Here is an 18,129-nt window from a genome sequence, read left to right on the forward strand (position 1 = left end):
AATGGGTCGGCAATTCCAGAGCGCCAAACCCGGTAGACCGAGCCGGCCCCCTCCCTGGCCCGTCCCACAAGGGGGAGGAATTCTACCGAATCCGACCCAAACGACCGAAATAGAACTGACGAACCGAAGCTGAGCACCGTGTCCCTCGCCTCCCCCTCTCCCGCCAAGATCGCCGTCTCCGTTTCGGGGATCGAGAAAGCGTTCGGGCCGACACGAGCGCTGGCCGGCGCCGATCTCGTGGTCGAGGCCGGCGAGATCGTTGCGCTGATGGGGGCGAACGGCGCCGGCAAATCGACGCTGGTCAAAATCCTGTCGGGCTCGATCAGCGCCGATGCCGGCACGATCACGCTGGGCGGCAAGACGGTGTCCTTCGCCTCGCCAAGCGAGGCGCAGGCCGCCGGCATCGCGACCGTGCATCAGGCGACCGACCAGGCGGGCGCCGCCGGCCTCACCGTCGCCGAGAACCTGACGCTGAACGAACTCTGCGGCACCGGCAATTTCTTCGTCTCGGGCCGTTCGATCCGCAAACGAGCGCAGGAAATCGCCGCGGCGATCGATCTCGACCTGCCGCTCGACCGCGATTTCATCGATCTTCGTCCGGCCGAACGCCAGTTGATCGCGATTGCCCGCGCGGTCGCCGCCAAGGCGTCGGTGCTGATTCTCGACGAGCCGACATCGAGCCTGTCCTCGACCGAAGCCGAACGGCTTTTTGCCGTGCTGCGCCGCCTGAAGGCGAGCGGCATTGCGATCCTCTATATCTCGCACCGGACCGGCGATCTCGCCGCGATTGCCGATCGCGCCGTGGTACTGCGTGGTGGACGGGTCGTCGCATCCTTCGCCAGGCCGATTGATTTTTCCGCCGCCGTCGCCGCGATGATCGGGCGCACGCTCGACGCCAGCGCCCATGACGGCAAGCCTTCCAGTGCGCCGATCCTCGCCTCGGTCAAGCGCGCCGTGCTCGTTCCCGGCGCCCGCCCCTTCGATCTCGACCTTCGCTCCGGCGAAGTGGTCGCGATCACTGGAACGCTTGGCTCCGGCAAGAGCCGCCTGTTGCGCGCCCTGTTCGGGCTCGAGACGCTGGTCGAAGGCGGCTTCACGATCGACGGAAAGCCCTGGCTTTCGACCGGTCCGTCCTATTCGATCGTGCGCGGCGTGTTCATGGTGGCCGAGGATCGCTGGGCGTCCTCGCTGCTGCCGCCGGAGATTCCCGGCGCCACGATCGCGGGCACGATCGCGCTGCCACATCTGCCGCGCTGGTTCCCCTCCGGCATCTTGAACACGACGCGCGAGCGCCTTGCGGCGACGCAGGCGATCAGCCGTCTCGGCATCAAGGCGCGCGGGCCCGACGATACGCTCGACCAGCTATCGGGCGGCAACCAGCAGAAGGTCGTGCTTGCCCGCTGGCAGGCGGCGCCGTGCCGGCTGCTCCTGCTCGACGAGCCGTTCCAGGGCGTCGATGTCGGCGCCAGGGCCGACCTGATCGCGGCGATCCGCGGCAGCCAGAGCGGCTCCGCCACGCTGATCGCCACCAGCGACACGGAAGAAGCGCTGGAGGTTGCCGACCGCATCCTCGTGATGCGCGACCATTCACTTTACGAGGCCGATGGCAGCCATGGTTCGCTCGCAGCAGCGATCGGCAGCGTCGAGGCCGCCGAAACCGGGAACGTCACGTCATGACCGAACAGACCGCCACGCAGGCCAGGCCAACATCGAGCCTCGCCGAGACGGCCCGGCGCTATGCGCTCTTCGTCCTGCTCGCGCTGATGCTGGTCGGATTCTGGATCGCCCAGCCCGCCTTCATCAATTCGGCCAATCTGTTCTCGATCCTGCAGGCCGTCTCCGTCGTCGCGATCCTCGGCGTCGGCGTCTCGATCACCATGTCAGCCGGCGGCTTCGACCTCTCGGTCGGCAGCGTCGCGGCATCGTCGGTGATGGCGGCGAGCTATCTGATGGTCGTGCTGCAGATGAACGCCATCGAGACCATGCTGCTCGTGCTGGCCATGGGTGCGCTGATCGGGCTCGCCAACGGCCTGCTGATCGTGCGCGTCGGTGTGCCGGACCTGCTGGCGACGCTCGCCACCATGTTCCTGCTCGCGGGCCTGCAGCTGATTCCGACCGGCGGCCGCTCGATCACCGCTGGCATGATGCTGCCCGATGGTACTACGGCGCTCGGCGCCTATGATCCGGCCTTCCTGATCCTCGGCCGCGCGCGCCTCTTCAACACGATCCCCTACCCCGTCATCGTCATGGCGCTGGTCGCCGTGATCGCGTGGTTCCTGATGGAGCGGACGCGCTGGGGCCGCGTGTTCTACGCCATTGGCGGCAATGAAACGGCGGCCCATCTCGCCGGTGCGCCCACCAAGGCCTACCGCCTCTGGGCCTATATCCTGTCGGGAACGCTCGCCTCGCTCGGCGGTCTGATCGTCGCCTCGCGCGTCGGGCGCGGCGATGTCTCTGCCGGCAATTCGCTCCTGCTCGACGCCGTCGCCGCCTCGCTGATCGGCTTTGCCGTGCTCGACAAACGCCGTCCGCACGTGCTCGGCACGGTGCTCGGTGCGATCTTCGTCGGCGTGCTGCTGAACGGGCTGACGATGCTGAACGCACCCTATTATACGCAGGATTTCGTCAAGGGCGTGGTGCTGGTCGGCGCGCTGGCGCTGACCTTCGGGCTCGGCAAGCGGAAGCGATAGACGCGATCAGCGGCGGTAGAGCGAGCCGCCGCCGAAGGACGTGCCGAACTTGACGAAGCCGCCGATCTTCACGCAGACGCCATTCGCCGCATAGACGAAGCCCTCGCCAAAGGCGTCGCAGATCTTCTTGTAGCTCTCGTCATCGGGCTGAAGATTGGCGGTGGTGGTCTCGTCGGCCTTTGACGAGCCGGCTTTGGAGCCGTTCAGCGTGCCATTCCCGAGCGAGAATCCGTCGGCGGCGAGCGCATGGCCGCTCGCCAGCGTCGAGGCGAGAAGCAAAGTGGCAGCCATGAGTCTCATCGCCCATCGATCTCCATGATGGAAGAGCATCTCGTCACGCGTTCCGAGCGGGACTCAAGCCTGGCTCCAATGTGCCGGCCTGTTCATGGCCAGACGATGTCCGCCCGTCTCAAATAGCCCGCGCCGCCGCCACGATGTCCGCCGCCGTCCGGAAGCTCTCCGGCTCGAGCAGGAAGCGCCGCGCGAGCTGGATCGATTTCGTCTCCAGCGGGGCGCGCTTCGCGTGGTCGGTGATCCGCTCGAAATCGGCGTTGTGGGCGAAGCCGAGGATGCGGCGGATCGTCTTGACGCCGGCATAGGCGACGGCATCGCCGAAGATCTTGTCCAGGATCGCGCGGCGTTGGGTGGCCAGCGCCTGCTGGTCGGCCGGGCTGGTGAAGAGGCCGGCCGTATAGACATCGCCACGCGAGCCGGTCTCCAGCAGGGATAGGAAGCGGCTCTCGAACGCGTCCCAGAACACGGGCACCTGGTCGAGAACCCAGTCGGCCTGCGCGCGACGATCATCGGATGCGGAAGCATGGCCGGGCTGGGCGAAGAAGTTCATCACGAGATTGGCGATGAAGGCGCCGACATCAAAGCCGATCGGCCCGACGAAGGAGAATTCGGGGTCCATGACGCGCGTGTCGGTCTCGGTGACCATCACCGAGCCGCTATGGAGATCACCATGGATCAGCGCTTCGCCATTGGTCAGGAAACGCCAGCCCCAATCGGCGACCGTGGCCTTGAGCGCCGAGTCCGCCCGGAAGGTCCTGGCGAGGTCGTCGAGCTCGGGACTGGTCCAGCGATTGCGCGGCGAGGTGCTGAGCGGATCGGTAAAGACCACCTCGGCCGTGATGCGGATCAGCGAGGTGTTGCGGGCGAAGGTCGCGTTGAGCTCTGCCTTCTCCTCGATCGTCAGGCCAAAATCCGAGGTCGCGAAGCAGGCCCGCGCGGCATAGTCGCCGACATGGCGCGCAACATCAGGATAGCGCCTTCCTTCGATCAGGCCGCGCCGCAGGATGATATGCGGCGAGAGCTTCTCCATGACGAGCGCATAGAGGGCCGGCTCGTAATAATAGAAGTGCGGCGTCAGCCCCTCAACGTGTGGCCCTACGGCCCGGTAATAGGCCTGCTCGTAGAAGGCGCGGTCGAGCGGCAGCGGCCAGCTCTCGCCGGCGGCGCGCACATAGGGAAGAGACTGCTTCACGCAGAGCGAGCCGTCCGGCCCGTCGACGAGGAAGACCATATTGAGGTTTCCATCGCCCACTTCCTGCACGGCCCAACTCTCCGGCGAACCGCCGAGCCGGGCGCGCAGATCGGGCACGCCATCGAGAAAATCGAGGACCGTGCGTTCGTCGAGGGCGTGGTAACCGGCGGGCGTGGAAAGCGACATGGAACCTTGCTCATGCGAGCGGGAAAGGAATGCGGTAGCTTCAGATAGATGATCGGGCGCGCAGGCAGCAAGCCCACGCGCCCAAGGGATGGTCGGATGAAGCCTATTTCCAGCCGTACTTGGCGGCGGCCTCGTCGATCAGCTTGGCATAATCGGCCTCGACCGCATCGAGCGCCTTGACGACATCGGAGCCTGCGCCGCCGAGACGGGCGATATAGCCATCGCCTGCCGGCTGCTTGTCCCAGTCATTATCGACGAAGCGTGCCGCCGCGGTGCCGGAATCGGCGACCTTCAGCTTCTGCGGCTCGAAGCTATCGGCGGCCTTCTGCAGGCCGGCGAGGAAGGCCGCATTATCGAGGCCGCTATAGGGCTTGCCGTCGGAATCGGTGACGTTCAGGAAGATCTGCTCGTCGCCAAAGGCCGTGTAGCCGCCGCCGAGACCCTTGTCGACCGATGCGGCCTTCTCGAAGAAGCTCTGCGCAAGAGCCGCATCGAGCTTGTCCTTCGGGAACTCGACCGTCACGAAGCCGGTCTTGCCGCTCGGATCGTCGAGGCGCGAGACGAGGACGCTGTACTGGCGGAAGACATAGCCGAGACCGGCCGCGAACTTGTCGGCGGTCGCGTCGTCAATGTCGGCTTCGCTCTGCAGCGAGGCGTTGGTCTTCAGCAGATAGCCGCCCGGCGTCACTTCGCTCGCGAGCTTGGAAGCATCCACCCCGACCGCCGCCGCGATCTTCGGCACGATGGCGGTCAGCGCCTGCTCGGCAAAGGCCGCGCGCTCGGCATAGCCGGCATCCTTGAGCTTCGGCAGGTCGTATCCCGCCGAAGGCGTCGCCTCGTAGGAAATCAGCACGGGCTCGGCTGCATGGCCGATCGTGCTCGCCATCACGAAGAAAGCGGCCCCGAGGGCCGCTTTCGCAAATATGTTCCGCATGTGCAAGGTCATTGCATGCCTTCTGTTACTACTGGGTCGGAGCCGGGATCCACGGTGCCGTCGCCGCGTCGCTCTTGCCGAAGGCCGGGAGCTTGGCGTTCAGGTCCTCGACGGTCTTGATGCCATTGTCGCGCAGGTCCTTCTGCGTGATCAAGACCGGCTTCACGACGATGTTGTGGCCGGGATCCTCGCCGGCGATCAGCTTGGCGGCGGCGCGGACAGAGACGGCGCCGACCACGGCCGGATTGGTGGCAGCGGTGGCGACCCAGGGGCTGCCCTCGGCGGCGATCTCGGTGATGTCGGCGGTCGAAACGTCGGCCGAATAGATCTTCACCTTGTCGGAAACGCCGATCTCGTCGGTCGCGAGCTTCACGCCGCGCGCGAATTCGTCATAAGGCGCGAAGACGACGGTGATGTCGGGATTGGCCTGGAAGGCGGCCTTGGTCTGGTCGGCGACGGAAGCGGCGGTGGTATCGTTGACCGCGCCCCAACGTGCCTTCTCGGCGATGCCCGGATTGGCCTTCTTGGTTTCTTCCCAGACCTCGTTGCGGCGGTCGAGCGGCGCGAAGCCGGCAACATAGACATAGCCGGCGTTGAACGAGGTGCCGTTGTCGGCGATCGCCTGTCCAAGTGCCGCCTTGGCGAGCTCATGGTCGGACTGCTCGACCTGCGGGATCGCGGGATTGCCGAGATCGACGTCGAAGGCGACGACCTTGATGCCGGCATCGAGAGCCTTCTGGGCGACGTCCTTCAGCGCTTCCGGCTGGCCGTGGTCGATGATGATCGCCTTGACGCCGAGATTGATCGCCTGCTCGACCTGCTCGCGCTGCGCTGCTGCGTCCTGGCGGCCGGAGAAGATCTGGAGGTCGATGCCGAGATCCTTAGCCTGCTTCTGCGCGCCGGCCTGATAGGCCTGGAAGAAGTCGCCAGCCGAGATGAAGGTGACCAGCGCGACCTTGACGCCGCCCTTGTCGAACGGCGCCGGCGCGCCGGCGATGCCCTCGGCGAAGGCCGGAGCGCCGACCAGCGCGCCCGAAAGGAACGCGGCCGCCGCGAGGCCGAGAATGGAACGCTTCATGTCTTGTTCTCCCCAGATCCCTCTTTGAGGCTGCGCTCGGGCCTTTGCGGCCGTCGTTCCTGCGCCTTGAAAGAGGTGAAGTCGCAATGGAATTTTGATACAGCGGCTCACGAGGCGTGTGGAACGAAGGATTTTCTCTTTCAGCGCGATGGATTGGGAAATTCTGCCTCCCGCAGGCCGGTCGGAGAAGCTTAGGACTCATGGGCGCGGGATGCGATCCCGCGAAGCCCGGATTTGACGGAGCGGCGCCTTGGCGCAGACGATACATTTGACAAGCGAGCAGGACAGCGTGAGCGCACGGGCGGCGGCCGTCGGGGCCGTGATCGAGGCCGGGCGAACCGCATCGATCCGCCATTGGGTGCCGGCAACATCGGGCAATTTCTCGGTTCGCATCGATGCCGAGACCGTCGCGATCACGCGCTCCGGCGTCGACAAGGGCGATCTGAAGCCGGCCGACATCCTGATCCAGCCGCTGGAGCAGCCGCTCTTGCCCGGCTCCTCGGCGGAAGCGGAGTTGCATACGGCGCTCTACCGGAAACATCCGGCGATCGGTGCGATATTCCACGTGCACAGCCCGGCGGCGACCGTGTTCTCACGCCTTGCCGTGTCGACCGACAGCCTGACGCTGACCGGCTGGGAACTGCAGAAGGCACTGTCGGGCGTCAAGACGCATGAGGCGATCGTCGACGTCCCGGTCTTCGCCAATGACCAGGATATCGGCGCCTTGTCGCGACGTGTCGACGCGCGCTTGTCGCGTGCGGTCGACGGCGCCATCTCTGCACCGGGATATCTTCTGGCCGGACACGGCCTTTATGCCTGGGGCGCCTCGCCGGCCGAGGCCGCCCGCCATCTCGAAGCGCTCGAAACGCTGTTCGAATTCGAGCTTTCCTACAGGAGGTTCACGCCATGACGACGCTGACGATCTATCCCGACAAGGACCCCGCCCATCCCGACGTCGTGACGAGCGACCCGGCCGAGATCACCGCGCTGCTCGATAAGGTCGGCGTTCATTACGAGCGCTGGAAGGCCGACGCCGTGCTGGCGCCCGATGCCAGCCATGCCGACATTCTCGCCGCCTACAAGACCGAGATCGATCGCCTGTCGAGCGCCGCCGGCTACCAGAGCGTCGACGTGATCCGCATCACGCCGGATAATCCCAACAAGGACGCACTCCGCACCAAGTTTCTCGACGAGCACACGCATGACGAGGACGAGGTCCGTTTCTTCGTCGAAGGCTCGGGCGCGTTCTATCTGCATCTCGGCGACAAGGTCTACCAGGTCGTCTGCACGCGCGACGACCTGCTCTCGGTCCCGGCCGGTACGCTGCATTGGTTCGACATGGGTCCGGAGCCTTTCTTCACGGCGGTCCGCCTCTTCATCTCGCCCGATGGCTGGGTTGCGAACTTCACCGGCGACAAGATCTCGTCCAGCATTCCCCGCTTCGGCGAGAAGGTCGCGGCGTAACGCCACCGGCCCAGACGGACCGCCCTCTCCCCGGCAACCGGAGAGAGGGCGATGCGGGCTAGGGACGACGGTCATTCGATCGGCGCGGGCGTCATGCCAGCCGCCAAACCGAACATTTCGAGGCGCATTGCCGACAAACGCGGCTTGCGCCCCGGTGAAATCATGCGAATCTGGCGGCCCTTTTCAGAGCCGATCCGGATTTCCGCATGACACGACAGCTTCTCCACAGCGCCACGATCCTGACCGTCGATCCGCACGACCGGGTCATCGAGAATGGATGGCTTGTGATCGAGGACGATCGGATCGGCGCGATCGGCGGCGCGGCAGACCAGCCCTCACCGGCCGGTTTCGACAGCGTGACGGATCTGTCCGGGCATCTGCTCATGCCGGGTCTCGTCAATGCGCATACGCACAGCGCGATGGTGCTGTTTCGCGGCCATGCCGAGGGCCACAGCCTCCTCACCATGGAGGGCTGGTACAATACGATTCGCGAGCCTGAGCTCGCCATGATCGCCGAGGATATGGCGCCGGCCGTGGCGCTTTCCTGCGCCGAAATGGTGCTTTCCGGCACGACGACCTTCTGCGACCAGTATTTCTTCGCCGAGGAGATCGCCGCAGCGGCGGCCCGGGCCGGCATTCGTGCCGTCATCGCCTATGGCATCGTCCAGCTCGGCGACGAGGTGCGCGGCGACGAGGAACTCGCCAAGGCCTCGGCCTTCGTCGAGGGCCAGCGCTCGGCTGATGGCCGCATCATTCCCTGGTTCGGGCCACATGCGCCCTATGTCGATAATTCCGAGGCGCTGCTGCTCAAAGAAGTAGCAGTCGCAAACCGGCTCGGCTGCGGCATCCACCTGCATATGGCCTGCGGTCCCGAGGACAATGTCGATACGCTCGCCCGCTATGGCACGACGGCTTCCGTCGCGCTCGAAAAGGCGGGCTTCTTCAATGGCCGCATCCACGCCGCCCACTGCCTCGATCTCTCCGACGAAGACATTGCGGTGTTCGCGCGGGCGGAGGCCGCCTCGGTCGCCCATTGCGCCTCGGCCGGGCTTCGCTCCGGCCGCGAGGCGATCTGCCCCGTCGTGCCGCTGAGGCAGGCGGGCGTCACCGTCGCGCTCGGCACCGACAATGTCGCAGCCAACAACAGCTATGACATGGTCTCGGAAATGCGCGTGGCGGGCCTCGTCGCCTCGCATCGCGAGGGCCGTGCCCAGCCGATTTCCTCGCGCGAACTCGTCCGCATGGCGACCATTGAAGGCGCCCGGGCGCTCGGGCTCGACCATGAGATCGGCAGCATCGAAATCGGCAAGGCGGCGGACCTGGCGGCGATCGACATATCGGGGCCGGGCTATTCGACGACGCCCGATGTCGCGACGCTGCTCGTCTATTCGGGCTCCGGCCGCGACACGCGCCATGTCTGGGTCGCCGGCGAGCAACTCGTCAGGGACCGCGCGCTGACGCGCCGGCCCTTTGCCGATATCCGTGCCGATTACAACGTCGGCTACCGCACCTTCTGGGAGCGGGTCGCACTCACCAGGAAGGTCGCCTGACATGACACGCAAGCTTCTCGTCGATACGGATGGCGGCACGGACGACGCGCTCGCCCTCGCTTTGCTGGCAGCATCCGGCCGCGCGCCCGATTATGTCACCACGGTCTTCGGCAATGTCTCGCTCGCGCAGGCCACGGACAATATACTGGCGACGCTTTCGGTGCTCGATGTCAATGCGCCGGTCCATGCCGGGGCCGATCGCCCGCTTCTTGGCGAAGCGATCAACGCCACCGAATTCCATGGCGAGGACGGGCTCGGCGGCGCGCCACGCCCGTCCCGGATCGCCAGCATCGTTTCGCATAATGGTGTCGGCTTCCTGATCGAGACGCTGCGCGATGCCGTCAAGGCGGATGCGCCGATCGACATATTGGCGCTCGGCCCGCTCACCAATCTGGCGCTCGCCTTCCGCTCCGAGCCCCGCCTCATCGCCGGCATCGGTACGCTCTTCATCATGGGCGGCACGGTGTGGGGGCGCGGCAACGTGACCGGCGCGGCCGAATTCAACATACTGGCCGATCCAGAAGCGGCGGGGGTCGTGCTCGGCGAGGCCCTGGATACCGTGCTGGTACCCTGGGAGCCTTGCATCGACGCCGCGATCGCCGGGGCCGATCTGGACGCGCTGTTCAGCCGGGCCGGTGCCGGGCCGCGCCGCGATTTCTTGGAGGCCCTCGTCAATCAGCATCGTCGCGTCAGCATTGCCTATGGCGAAGGCGACAGGCTGGCGCCGGCCGATCCGCTGGCGGCGGCGGTCCTGCTCGACCGCGCGATCGCGACCGGCTCGGTCAAGGCGGGCGTCGCCGTCGAATGCGGCGGACGCTATGCGCGCGGCGCGACCATTCTGGACCTGCCGGGGAAATGGGGCCTGCCGCCGCTGGAGACCGTGGAGACGGTCGACGCCGCGCGCTTCCAGGCCCTGTTCGAGGGCGCGATCGAGCGGCTCTGCTCCGCCACCGATTGAGCATTCCGAAAGCGTGCATACTGAGCCGGCTGCCCGCAATTTGCGCTTGCGACATTTCGGGGCGAGGCTATTGTCCATGATCATGTAAAGCGCTTTACCAATCGCTCGAGGCCCGATGGTCAGCCACAGGAAAATCGCGACCTTGAGGGATGTGGCCGAGGCGACCAATCTCTCCGTGGCCACGGTGTCGCGCCATATCAACGGCTCCATCAAGCTGCCGCGCGACACGATGGAGCGAATCGACAGCGCGATCCAGCGACTGAACTACCGGCCCAATCCGCATGCGCGCAGCCTCAGCCTCGGCCGGACGGAATCGATCGGCGTCGTCATCCCCGATATTGCAAACCCCTTCTTCGCCCGTCTCGCGGCGGCGGTGGAGCGCGCCGCGGCCGCCTATGGGCTCGGCGTCATGCTGTGCGCGACGCTGAACCAGAAGGAACGCGAACTCGACTATCTGCAGCGCCTCGCCCGCAACCATGTCGACGGGCTGATCTTCGTGACCAACCGGGTGGATGACGGCGAGGTCGCCCGCGCGATCAATGCCGCAAAGGCCGTGGTCGTCATGGACGAGGACGTGGACGGCACGACGGCCTCGAAAATCTTCGCCGACAATGAGCGCGGCGGCGCGCTCGCCGCGCGGCACCTGATCGCGGCGGGACATCGGCGCATGGCCTATCTGGGCGGCGCCGCATCGCTGATGAGCACGCGCGAGCGGCTCCGCGGCTTCCAGTCGGCAATCGACGAGGCAGGGCTCGACCCCGCCCTGACCGCCGGATTCTTCGGCAGCTACACGATCGCCCATGGGCTGGAGGCGGCGCGCGCCATGCTGGATGCGCCCGAGCCGCCCACCGCAGTCTTTGCCGCCAGTGACGAGATCGCGCTCGGCGTCCTGACGGTCTGCCGCGATCGCGGCATCCGCATCGGCCGCGACCTGTCGCTGGTCGCCTTTGACGATGTCGGGCCGCTCGATCTCTTCGACCCGCCTTTGACCGCCATTCGCCAGGACGTCGATTCGATGGGCTGGCAGAGCGTCGTGCGCATGCTCGACGCGATCAAGGGCGAAGACCACCAGGCCGCGCCGCAGCGCGTTCCGGTCGAACTCATCGTGCGCGCCTCCGTCGGCCCGCCGGTCCGTTGACGTCAATCGAGGAAACACACCATGTCGAAGAAGAAAGTGCTGCTGGTCGGCGAAAGCTGGATGTCGAGCGCCACGCACTATAAGGGGTTCGACCAGTTCGGCAGCGTCACCTTCCATCTCGGCGCCGAGCCGCTGGTCAAGGTGCTGAAGGACAGCCCGTTCGAACTGACCTACATGCCCTCGCATGAAGCGGTGACGAACCTGCCCTTCACGCTCGAAGGACTGGCCGCCTATGACGCGATCATCCTGTCGGATATCGGCTCCAACTCGATCCTGCTGCATCCCGATGTCTGGCTGCACGGCAAGACGGTGCCGAACCGGATCAAGCTGCTGCGCGACTATGCCAGGGCCGGTGGCGGTCTCGTCATGATCGGTGGCTATTTCACCTTCCAGGGCATTGACGGCAAGGGCCGCTGGCACAAGACGGCCGTCGAGGACGCGCTGCCGGTCAGCTGCCTGCCCTATGATGATCGCATCGAGGTGCCGGAAGGGTTCCAGGCCGAAATCGTGGGCGACCGGACGCATCCGCTGCTGGCCGGCCTCGACGGCGAATGGCCGGCGCTCCTCGGCGCCAACGAAGTCGTCCTGCGCGAACGCGACGACGTCGTGCTGCATGCGCGCCTGCCGGAGAGCGAGGGCGGCCATCCGCTGCTGGTCTCGGGAGAATTTGGCGAGGGCCGCACCGTCGCCTGGACCTCGGATATCGGCCCGCACTGGTTGCCCAACAGCTTCGTCGAATGGCCGGGCTATGCGACGCTCTGGAAGAACGTTCTGAGCTGGGTCACGAAGGCGAGCTGAGCCGCCTCCGAAATCGTGTGGATGCCCGGCCGAACCACGCGGCCGGGCGCTTCCGTCTCAGACGAGGCCTGTCAGGAGTCCGACGCCGGCGACGGCGGCAAGAGCGCCCGTCGTACGAACGACGGCCTGGCCATGCGTTTCGGAAATCTTGCCGATCAGGAAGCCCACGCCGATGCCGGCGACATGCAGGGCGGCGGTGGCGAGCATGAAGCCGGCCGCATAAGCGAGACCGCCGGCGCTCTCGGGCATTTCCGCGCCATGCGCATAGCCGTGGAAGACGGCGAAGAGGCCGACAATGCCCATCGCGGCGGCGACCGGCGCCTTGACGCCAAAGGCGACAATCGCGCCGAGCACGACGACCGAAAGGGCGATGCCGATCTCGACGAAGGGCAGGTTGATGCCGGCCATGCCGAGCCCGCCGCCGAGCGCCATGACGGTGACGAAGGTCGCGGGGACGAGCCAGAGCGCGCGACCACCGAGCTGCCAGGCGAAGATGCCGACCAGCACCATGGCCAGGATATGATCGAGGCCGCTGATCGGGTGGGCAAAGCCGTGGACGAAGCCATGCGCCTCGGGTCCGCCGGGATGGGCGAAGGCGAGCGTGGGAGCGAGAGCCAGCGACGATGCGATCGCGAGCCTGCCGAGAGCCGATTTGACCATTTTGAGAATTCCCCGATCAGCCGCCCGATTTCGGGCGTTGCCGATATTCTTGGCACATTCGCCGCTATGAGCAAATATGGAAAACCTCATACCGCCGCTCCGCTACCGGAAATGGCCACGGTGACCGCCCGCGCAGAGCGAAGTCCAGCGAGCCGCGACGGCACCCCGCCGCCAGATCATTCCCCTGTTCCGTCAGGGAACGAACATTGCGTTCGCCAGTCGGTCACGCCGCGGAAAGGGCCCACTCTTTATCCGGTGAAGGGACAGATTTTGAGCTTGCACAGAAAATGCGCCAATCTAGGATCAAGCGGTTTACCAATTGGCCTGCCGCCGCTTTTGGGCGGTGCAATGCGGGCAAGCCTTCCGAATCGTGTCGGTGATCGCCGCCACGCCCAAGCGACAGGGGAGACTACGAGATGAACAAGACGATCAAGACGCTGACGCGGACAGCGGCGGCGCTGACCATGGCGGCGGGCGTGAGCTCGGCTGCCATTTCTGCCGCTTCGGCGCAGACCTACACCAAGGACAATCCGCTGAAGGTCGCATTGGTGCTCAACGGCACGCTGGGCGACAAGGCTTTCTTCGATTCGGCGCAGGACGGCATGAACCGCGCCATGAAGGACCTTCCGGTCACCGTGAAGACGATCGAGGCCGGCTATAATCGCGCCAGCTGGGAGCCCGCTCTCGCCGACGCCGCCGAAGGCGACTACGACGTGATCATCGCCGGCACCTTCGACATGGCCGATCCGATGGCTGAGGTCGCCCCGGAGCACCCCGACAAGAAGTTCGTCTATTTCGACAATGTGATGGACTATTCGAAGGGCTTCGAGAACGTTCTCTCGGTGCAGTACCGCACCTCGACGGCGGCCTACCTCGCCGGCTACGCAGCCGCCAGCGTCTCGAAGACGGGCACGCTCGGCCAGATCCTCGGCACCGAAGGTTCCGTGATCCTCGAGTTCGTCGTCGGCTTCGAGCAAGGCGCCAAGGCTGCCAAGCCCGACATCAAGCTGCTGCGCGCGACCGTCAACTCGGCTAACCCCTTCAGCGACCCGGCCAAGGGCAAGGAACTCGCTCTCGCCCAGATCCAGCAGGGCGCGGACGTGATCTTCCCGATCGCCGGCGGCACGGGCATCGGCGCGCTGCAGGCGGCGCGCGACTCCAAGGTCATGGCCATCGGCGTCGACGCCGACCAGGCGACGATCTTCTCGGCGACCGACGAAGCCCAGGCCGATGTCATCATCACCTCGGTCGAGAAGCGCGTCGGCGACTCGCTCTACGTCATCCTGAAGCAGGCCGTCGACGGCACCGCCAAGTATGGCACCGCCTCGACCCTCGGCCTGCAGGAAGGTTCGACCGGCATCTCGAAGAACAAGTGGTATGACGGCTTCGTCCCGGCCGACGTCCGCGCCAAGATCGATCAGGCCGAGCAGGATATCATCTCCGGCAAGATCAAGGTCGACACGACCATGCAGTAAGGCCTTTCGCCGCCCCGCCCGCGACCGCAGGCGGGGCGGCGATCTTCATGTTCGCCGCGCGTCCAGACCGGACCTGCGTCCAAACCAACAAGCATCCTGGCCGACATGACCCCTTTTCTCCAAGCGATTGGCATCGACAAGACATATCCGGGCGGCGTTCATGCCAATCAGGGCATCGACCTCTCGGTGGCGCGTAGCACCGTCCATGCCGTCGTCGGCGAGAACGGCGCGGGCAAGTCGACACTGATGAAGATCCTGTTCGGCGTCGAACAGCCGAACGCCGGCGAGATCCGCCTCGAAGGCAACCCGATCGTCCTGCCCTCGCCGCGTGCAGCCATTGCTGCCGGCATCGGCATGGTGTTCCAGCATTTTTCCCTCGTGCCCTCCTTCACGGTGGCCGAGAATGTCGTGCTCGGCGGCGAACCGCGTGCCGGCTTGAAGCTCGATCGCAAGAAGGCGTCCGACACGGTGCGCGAACTTGCCGAACGCTTCCGCCTGCCCGTCGACGTCGATGTTCCCGTCGAGCAATTGCCCGTCGGCCAGCAACAGCGCGTCGAGATCCTGAAGGCGCTCTATCGCGACGCCCGCCTGCTCATCCTCGACGAACCCACCGCCGTTCTGGCGCCGCAGGAAGTCGTCGAGCTTTTCGCCGCCGTCCGCTCGCTCACCTCGCAGGGCCGGACCATCCTCTTCATCGCCCACAAGTTGCCGGAAGTGCTGGAGATTTCCGACACGATCTCCGTCATGCGCGGCGGCAAGATGGTGGGCACGGTCGCGGCCAAGGACGCGACTGAGAAGAGCCTGGCGCGCATGATGGTCGGGCGCGATGTCGCGCTGAAGATCAACCGCGCGGCGCCCGGCATTCCCCATACCCATCTCTGCCGCATCTCGGACCTGACCGTGAAGAACGACCACGGTCTGAATGCGGTCTCGGACGTCAACCTGATCCTGCGGACCGGCGAGATCGTCGGCATTGCCGGCGTCGAGGGCAACGGCCAGAGCGAACTCTTCGACGCCATTGGCGGTCTCAGGCCGATTGCCAGCGGCTCGGTCGAGCTCGGCAAGACGGACATCACCCATATCAGCGTGCTCGAGCGTCGCGCCGCCGGCATGGCCAACATTCCCGAGGACCGCATCGCGACCGGCAGCGCCGGCGGCGCGACGGTCGCGGAGAACATCGTCGCGACCGAGCTGACCGACACGCGCTTCGTGCGCCACGGCCTGCTCGACCTGAAGAGCATCCGCGCTCATGCGGTCAAGCTGATCGAGAAGTTCAGCGTCCGCGTCCAGGGGCCGGAATCGGCGATCGGGACGCTTTCGGGCGGCAATATGCAGAAAGTGGTCGTCGCGCGCGAATTGTCGTCGGAGCCGAGCCTCCTACTGGTGTCGCATCCCACACGCGGCGTCGATCTCGGCGCCACCGAATTCATCTGGCAGAACATCGCCAAAGCGCGCGACGCCGGCGCGGCGGTGCTGCTGACATCGGCAGATCTTTCCGAGATTCTCGCTCTGGCCGATCGCATGATCGTTCTCTATCGCGGCCGCATCGTCGCAGCCTTCGTCAATTCGGAAGAGGTCACGCCGGAAGTGCTTGGTAGCTACATGCTCGGATTTGCCGAACAATCGGCCGAAGAACGCAACGCGGCGCTCGCATGACCCAGGGACGCCTCATCCTCTCCGAGACCGGCCGCATCGTGATGGCCGCGATCTTCGCCCTCGCCGTCACGCTGGTCATCATCTTCTTCGCCTCGAAGACGCCATGGGCAACCTTCGAGACCTTCGTGACCTCGCCGCTATCGAGCAAGCGCACGATCGGCATCTGGATCGACGATTCCGTCAAGCTGGCGCTCGCCGGCCTCGCCTTCAGCCTCGTCTTCCAGGCACGCCAGTTCGCGCTCGGTGTCCAGGGCCAGGTCTATATTGGCGGCCTGTTCGCGACTTTGGTCGCCTTCTCGCCGCTCGGCACGACATGGATCGCGCTGCCGGCGGGCATTCTCGCCGCCATGATCGGCGGCGCCGTCATCGGCTTCATTCCCGGCTATGCGAAGTCGAAGCTCGGCGCGAACGAAATCGTCTCGTCGCTGATGCTCAATTATATCGCCTATGACGTCTGCAACTATGTCCTGCGCGTCTATCTCGCCTCGCTGGAAAGCGGCCTGACGACCTCGGCGTCGTTCCCGCCGCAGTCGATCTACCCCGCCTTCATCCCGCGCACCCGCGTCGACTTCGGTATTGTCGTGGCGCTCGCCACGACGCTGGTGGTCTGGTTCCTGCTCTATCGCACCGCCTGGGGCCTCAAGCTGCGCCTCACCGGCCACAATGCCCGCTTCGCCGCCTATTCCGGCATCCGTTCGAGCTTCATCATGGTCAGCGCCATGACGGCAGCCGGCGCGATCGGCGGCCTGCTCGGCGCGGTGTTCGTGCAGGGCACCGCCTATGGCAAGCTCTCGATCGGCTTCGAGGCCGGCATGGCGTTCGAAGGCATCCTGATCACGATCGTGGCCCGCAACCGGCCATTGGCCATTCCCTTCGTCGCGCTCGGCTATGGCTATCTGCGCCAGGGCGCGGCGCTGATGAACTATCGCGCCGACGTGCCGGCCGAAGTCATCGGAATCGTGCAGGGCATCGTCATCCTGCTGGTCGCCTCCTCCTTCACGGTTCCCGGCAAGGCGATGCTCGCCCGCTTGATGGGTAACCGCACTGCTGCATCGCGGGCCACATCATGAACGAGATCATCGCCACGATCCTGTCCGCGACCTTCGTCGCGGCGGTCATCCGTACCACGACGCCGATCCTGTTCGCGTCGCTGGGCGGCCTCCTCTCCGATCTCGTCGGATCGCTCAATGTCGCGCTCGAAGGCATCATGCTGATCGGCGCCTTGACGGCCGTGATCGTGTCGGCCCATGCGCCCTGGTATATCGGCGTGCTGGCGGGCCTCGCCGCCGGCGGCTTGCTCGGCGCGGTGATGGCGCTGTTCCACTTGCGCTTCAAGGCCGACATCATCCTGGTCGGCTTCGCCATCAACATCATTGCAGCCGGCGGCACCGTGACGGTGCTGACCTATGCGACGGGTGGCGACAAGGGCACCTCGATCAATATCCCCTCCAAGGCCGTTCCGGCGCTGGACCTGTCGTTCCTGGGCAATATCCCGGCGATCGGGCCCTTCCTGCGCGAGGTGCTCTCGGGCCATTCCTACCTGACTTGGCTCGCGGCCTTCATGGTCTATGCGATCTGGTACTTCCTCTACCGCACGCCGGAAGGCCTTCGCTTCCGCGCCGTCGGCGAATATCCGCCGGCAGCCGAGGCCGCGGGCATCGCGCCGAACCGGCTGCGCACCTATGGCCTGATCGCCTCGGGCTGCCTCGCCGGCCTCGGTGGCGCGCAGCTCGCCATGTTCTCCTTCGTCGGCTTCACGCGCGACATGACAGCGGGCCGCGGCTTCATCGCGCTCGGCGCCGTGCTGCTCGGCCGACGCCACCCGATCGGGACCATGATCGCGGCGGTCCTGTTCGGCTTCTTCGAAGCGCTCTCGATCGCGCTGCCGGGTATCCTGAAATGGATGCCGGGCGAGTTGATCCACACGATCCCGTTCGTCGTGACCGTGCTGGCGCTGATGCTGTCCTCGCGGCGCAAGGTAACGGCGTAAGAGACAGGCACAGGCCCTTCCTTCCCCCTCGCCCGCTTCGCGGGAGAGGGTCGGGGTGAGGGTCTT

Annotated in this window: 18 protein-coding genes; 12 read left to right on the forward strand and 6 right to left on the reverse strand. The window is 65.8% G+C overall.

The features are described from left to right. The first annotated feature begins 138 nt into the window (after window positions 1-138). A complete protein-coding gene (locus tag QO014_RS18800) occupies window positions 139-1,677 on the forward strand; it encodes a sugar ABC transporter ATP-binding protein (RefSeq protein WP_266350277.1) in 1,539 nt (512 codons plus the stop codon). After that, a complete protein-coding gene (locus tag QO014_RS18805) occupies window positions 1,674-2,690 on the forward strand; it encodes an ABC transporter permease (RefSeq protein ID WP_266350278.1) in 1,017 nt (338 codons plus the stop codon). Before QO014_RS18800 ends, QO014_RS18805 begins: the two co-directional genes overlap by 4 nt. Before the next feature lie 6 nt (window positions 2,691-2,696). Here QO014_RS18805 and QO014_RS18810 read toward each other — a convergent pair whose 3' ends face one another. From QO014_RS18810 to QO014_RS18825, 4 genes are all read right to left on the reverse strand, one after another. Continuing rightward, window positions 2,697-2,981: a porin gene (locus tag QO014_RS18810; protein WP_266350279.1), complete on the reverse strand. Its 285-nt coding sequence runs from the start codon at window positions 2,979-2,981 to the stop codon at window positions 2,697-2,699. A 118-nt stretch (window positions 2,982-3,099) separates the two neighbouring features. Then, on the reverse strand, window positions 3,100-4,362 hold the full coding sequence (mtnK, locus tag QO014_RS18815) for an S-methyl-5-thioribose kinase (RefSeq protein WP_266350280.1): 1,263 nt from the start codon (window positions 4,360-4,362) through the stop codon (window positions 3,100-3,102). Window positions 4,363-4,465: 103 nt separating this feature from the next. Then, the gene (locus QO014_RS18820) at window positions 4,466-5,296 is read right to left on the reverse strand and encodes a hypothetical protein (RefSeq protein ID WP_266350281.1); all 831 of its coding nucleotides are present in this window, start codon (window positions 5,294-5,296) and stop codon (window positions 4,466-4,468) included. Window positions 5,297-5,324: 28 nt separating this feature from the next. Further along, window positions 5,325-6,374 (reverse strand): substrate-binding domain-containing protein, encoded by a 1,050-nt coding sequence (locus QO014_RS18825; RefSeq protein ID WP_266350282.1) that lies wholly within the window; start codon window positions 6,372-6,374, stop codon window positions 5,325-5,327. A 289-nt stretch (window positions 6,375-6,663) separates the two neighbouring features. Here QO014_RS18825 and mtnB point away from each other — a divergent pair, with 289 nt between their 5' ends. Together mtnB and QO014_RS18835 are read left to right on the forward strand one after the other, a co-directional pair. Next, window positions 6,664-7,284: a methylthioribulose 1-phosphate dehydratase gene (gene mtnB / locus QO014_RS18830; protein ID WP_266350283.1), complete on the forward strand. Its 621-nt coding sequence runs from the start codon at window positions 6,664-6,666 to the stop codon at window positions 7,282-7,284. Next, the gene (locus QO014_RS18835; protein WP_266350284.1) at window positions 7,281-7,838 is read left to right on the forward strand and encodes a 1,2-dihydroxy-3-keto-5-methylthiopentene dioxygenase; all 558 of its coding nucleotides are present in this window, start codon (window positions 7,281-7,283) and stop codon (window positions 7,836-7,838) included. Before mtnB ends, QO014_RS18835 begins: the two co-directional genes overlap by 4 nt. Before the next feature lie 71 nt (window positions 7,839-7,909). On the opposite strand, the gene QO014_RS18840 is transcribed toward QO014_RS18835, so the two are convergent. Continuing rightward, a complete protein-coding gene (locus QO014_RS18840) occupies window positions 7,910-8,065 on the reverse strand; it encodes a hypothetical protein (RefSeq protein ID WP_266350285.1) in 156 nt (51 codons plus the stop codon). On the opposite strand from QO014_RS18840, the gene QO014_RS18845 reads away from it, so the two are divergent. The 4 genes from QO014_RS18845 (at window position 8,045) to QO014_RS18860 (ending at window position 12,282) form a co-directional block, all read left to right on the forward strand. Then, complete coding sequence (locus QO014_RS18845) at window positions 8,045-9,388, forward strand: amidohydrolase family protein (RefSeq protein WP_266350286.1); 1,344 nt, start codon at window positions 8,045-8,047, stop codon at window positions 9,386-9,388. The two genes, QO014_RS18840 and QO014_RS18845, sit on opposite strands and share 21 nt — an antisense overlap. A 1-nt stretch (window position 9,389) precedes the next feature. Next, window positions 9,390-10,346 carry a nucleoside hydrolase gene (locus QO014_RS18850; protein WP_266350287.1) on the forward strand — a complete coding sequence of 319 codons (957 nt, stop codon included), beginning with the start codon at window positions 9,390-9,392 and terminating at the stop codon, window positions 10,344-10,346. A gap of 151 nt (window positions 10,347-10,497) precedes the next feature. Further along, window positions 10,498-11,484, forward strand: coding sequence for a LacI family DNA-binding transcriptional regulator (locus QO014_RS18855; protein ID WP_307258829.1), 987 nt, complete (start codon window positions 10,498-10,500; stop codon window positions 11,482-11,484). A gap of 21 nt (window positions 11,485-11,505) precedes the next feature. Continuing rightward, window positions 11,506-12,282 carry a glutamine amidotransferase gene (locus QO014_RS18860; RefSeq protein ID WP_266350289.1) on the forward strand — a complete coding sequence of 259 codons (777 nt, stop codon included), beginning with the start codon at window positions 11,506-11,508 and terminating at the stop codon, window positions 12,280-12,282. Between the two features lie 57 nt (window positions 12,283-12,339). Here the strand turns inward: QO014_RS18860 and QO014_RS18865 are convergent, their stop codons facing one another. Then, the gene (locus tag QO014_RS18865; protein ID WP_266350290.1) at window positions 12,340-12,942 is read right to left on the reverse strand and encodes a HupE/UreJ family protein; all 603 of its coding nucleotides are present in this window, start codon (window positions 12,940-12,942) and stop codon (window positions 12,340-12,342) included. 416 nt (window positions 12,943-13,358) lie between these two features. On the opposite strand from QO014_RS18865, the gene QO014_RS18870 reads away from it, so the two are divergent. The 4 genes from QO014_RS18870 (at window position 13,359) to QO014_RS18885 (ending at window position 18,063) form a co-directional block, all read left to right on the forward strand. Beyond that, window positions 13,359-14,417 (forward strand): BMP family lipoprotein, encoded by a 1,059-nt coding sequence (locus QO014_RS18870; protein ID WP_266350291.1) that lies wholly within the window; start codon window positions 13,359-13,361, stop codon window positions 14,415-14,417. Between the two features lie 105 nt (window positions 14,418-14,522). Further along, entirely contained in the window at window positions 14,523-16,073 is a 1,551-nt protein-coding gene (locus QO014_RS18875) for an ABC transporter ATP-binding protein (RefSeq protein WP_266350292.1), read from the forward strand. After that, window positions 16,070-17,143: an ABC transporter permease gene (locus tag QO014_RS18880; RefSeq protein WP_266350293.1), complete on the forward strand. Its 1,074-nt coding sequence runs from the start codon at window positions 16,070-16,072 to the stop codon at window positions 17,141-17,143. The genes QO014_RS18875 and QO014_RS18880 overlap by 4 nt, the downstream gene beginning before the upstream one ends. After that, complete coding sequence (locus tag QO014_RS18885) at window positions 17,140-18,063, forward strand: ABC transporter permease (RefSeq protein ID WP_266350294.1); 924 nt, start codon at window positions 17,140-17,142, stop codon at window positions 18,061-18,063. The genes QO014_RS18880 and QO014_RS18885 overlap by 4 nt, the downstream gene beginning before the upstream one ends. The last annotated feature ends 66 nt before the right edge of the window (window positions 18,064-18,129 follow it).

The sequence above is a fragment of the Kaistia dalseonensis genome, assembly GCF_030814715.1.
Taxonomy (GTDB): Bacteria; Pseudomonadota; Alphaproteobacteria; order Rhizobiales; family Kaistiaceae; genus Kaistia; species Kaistia dalseonensis.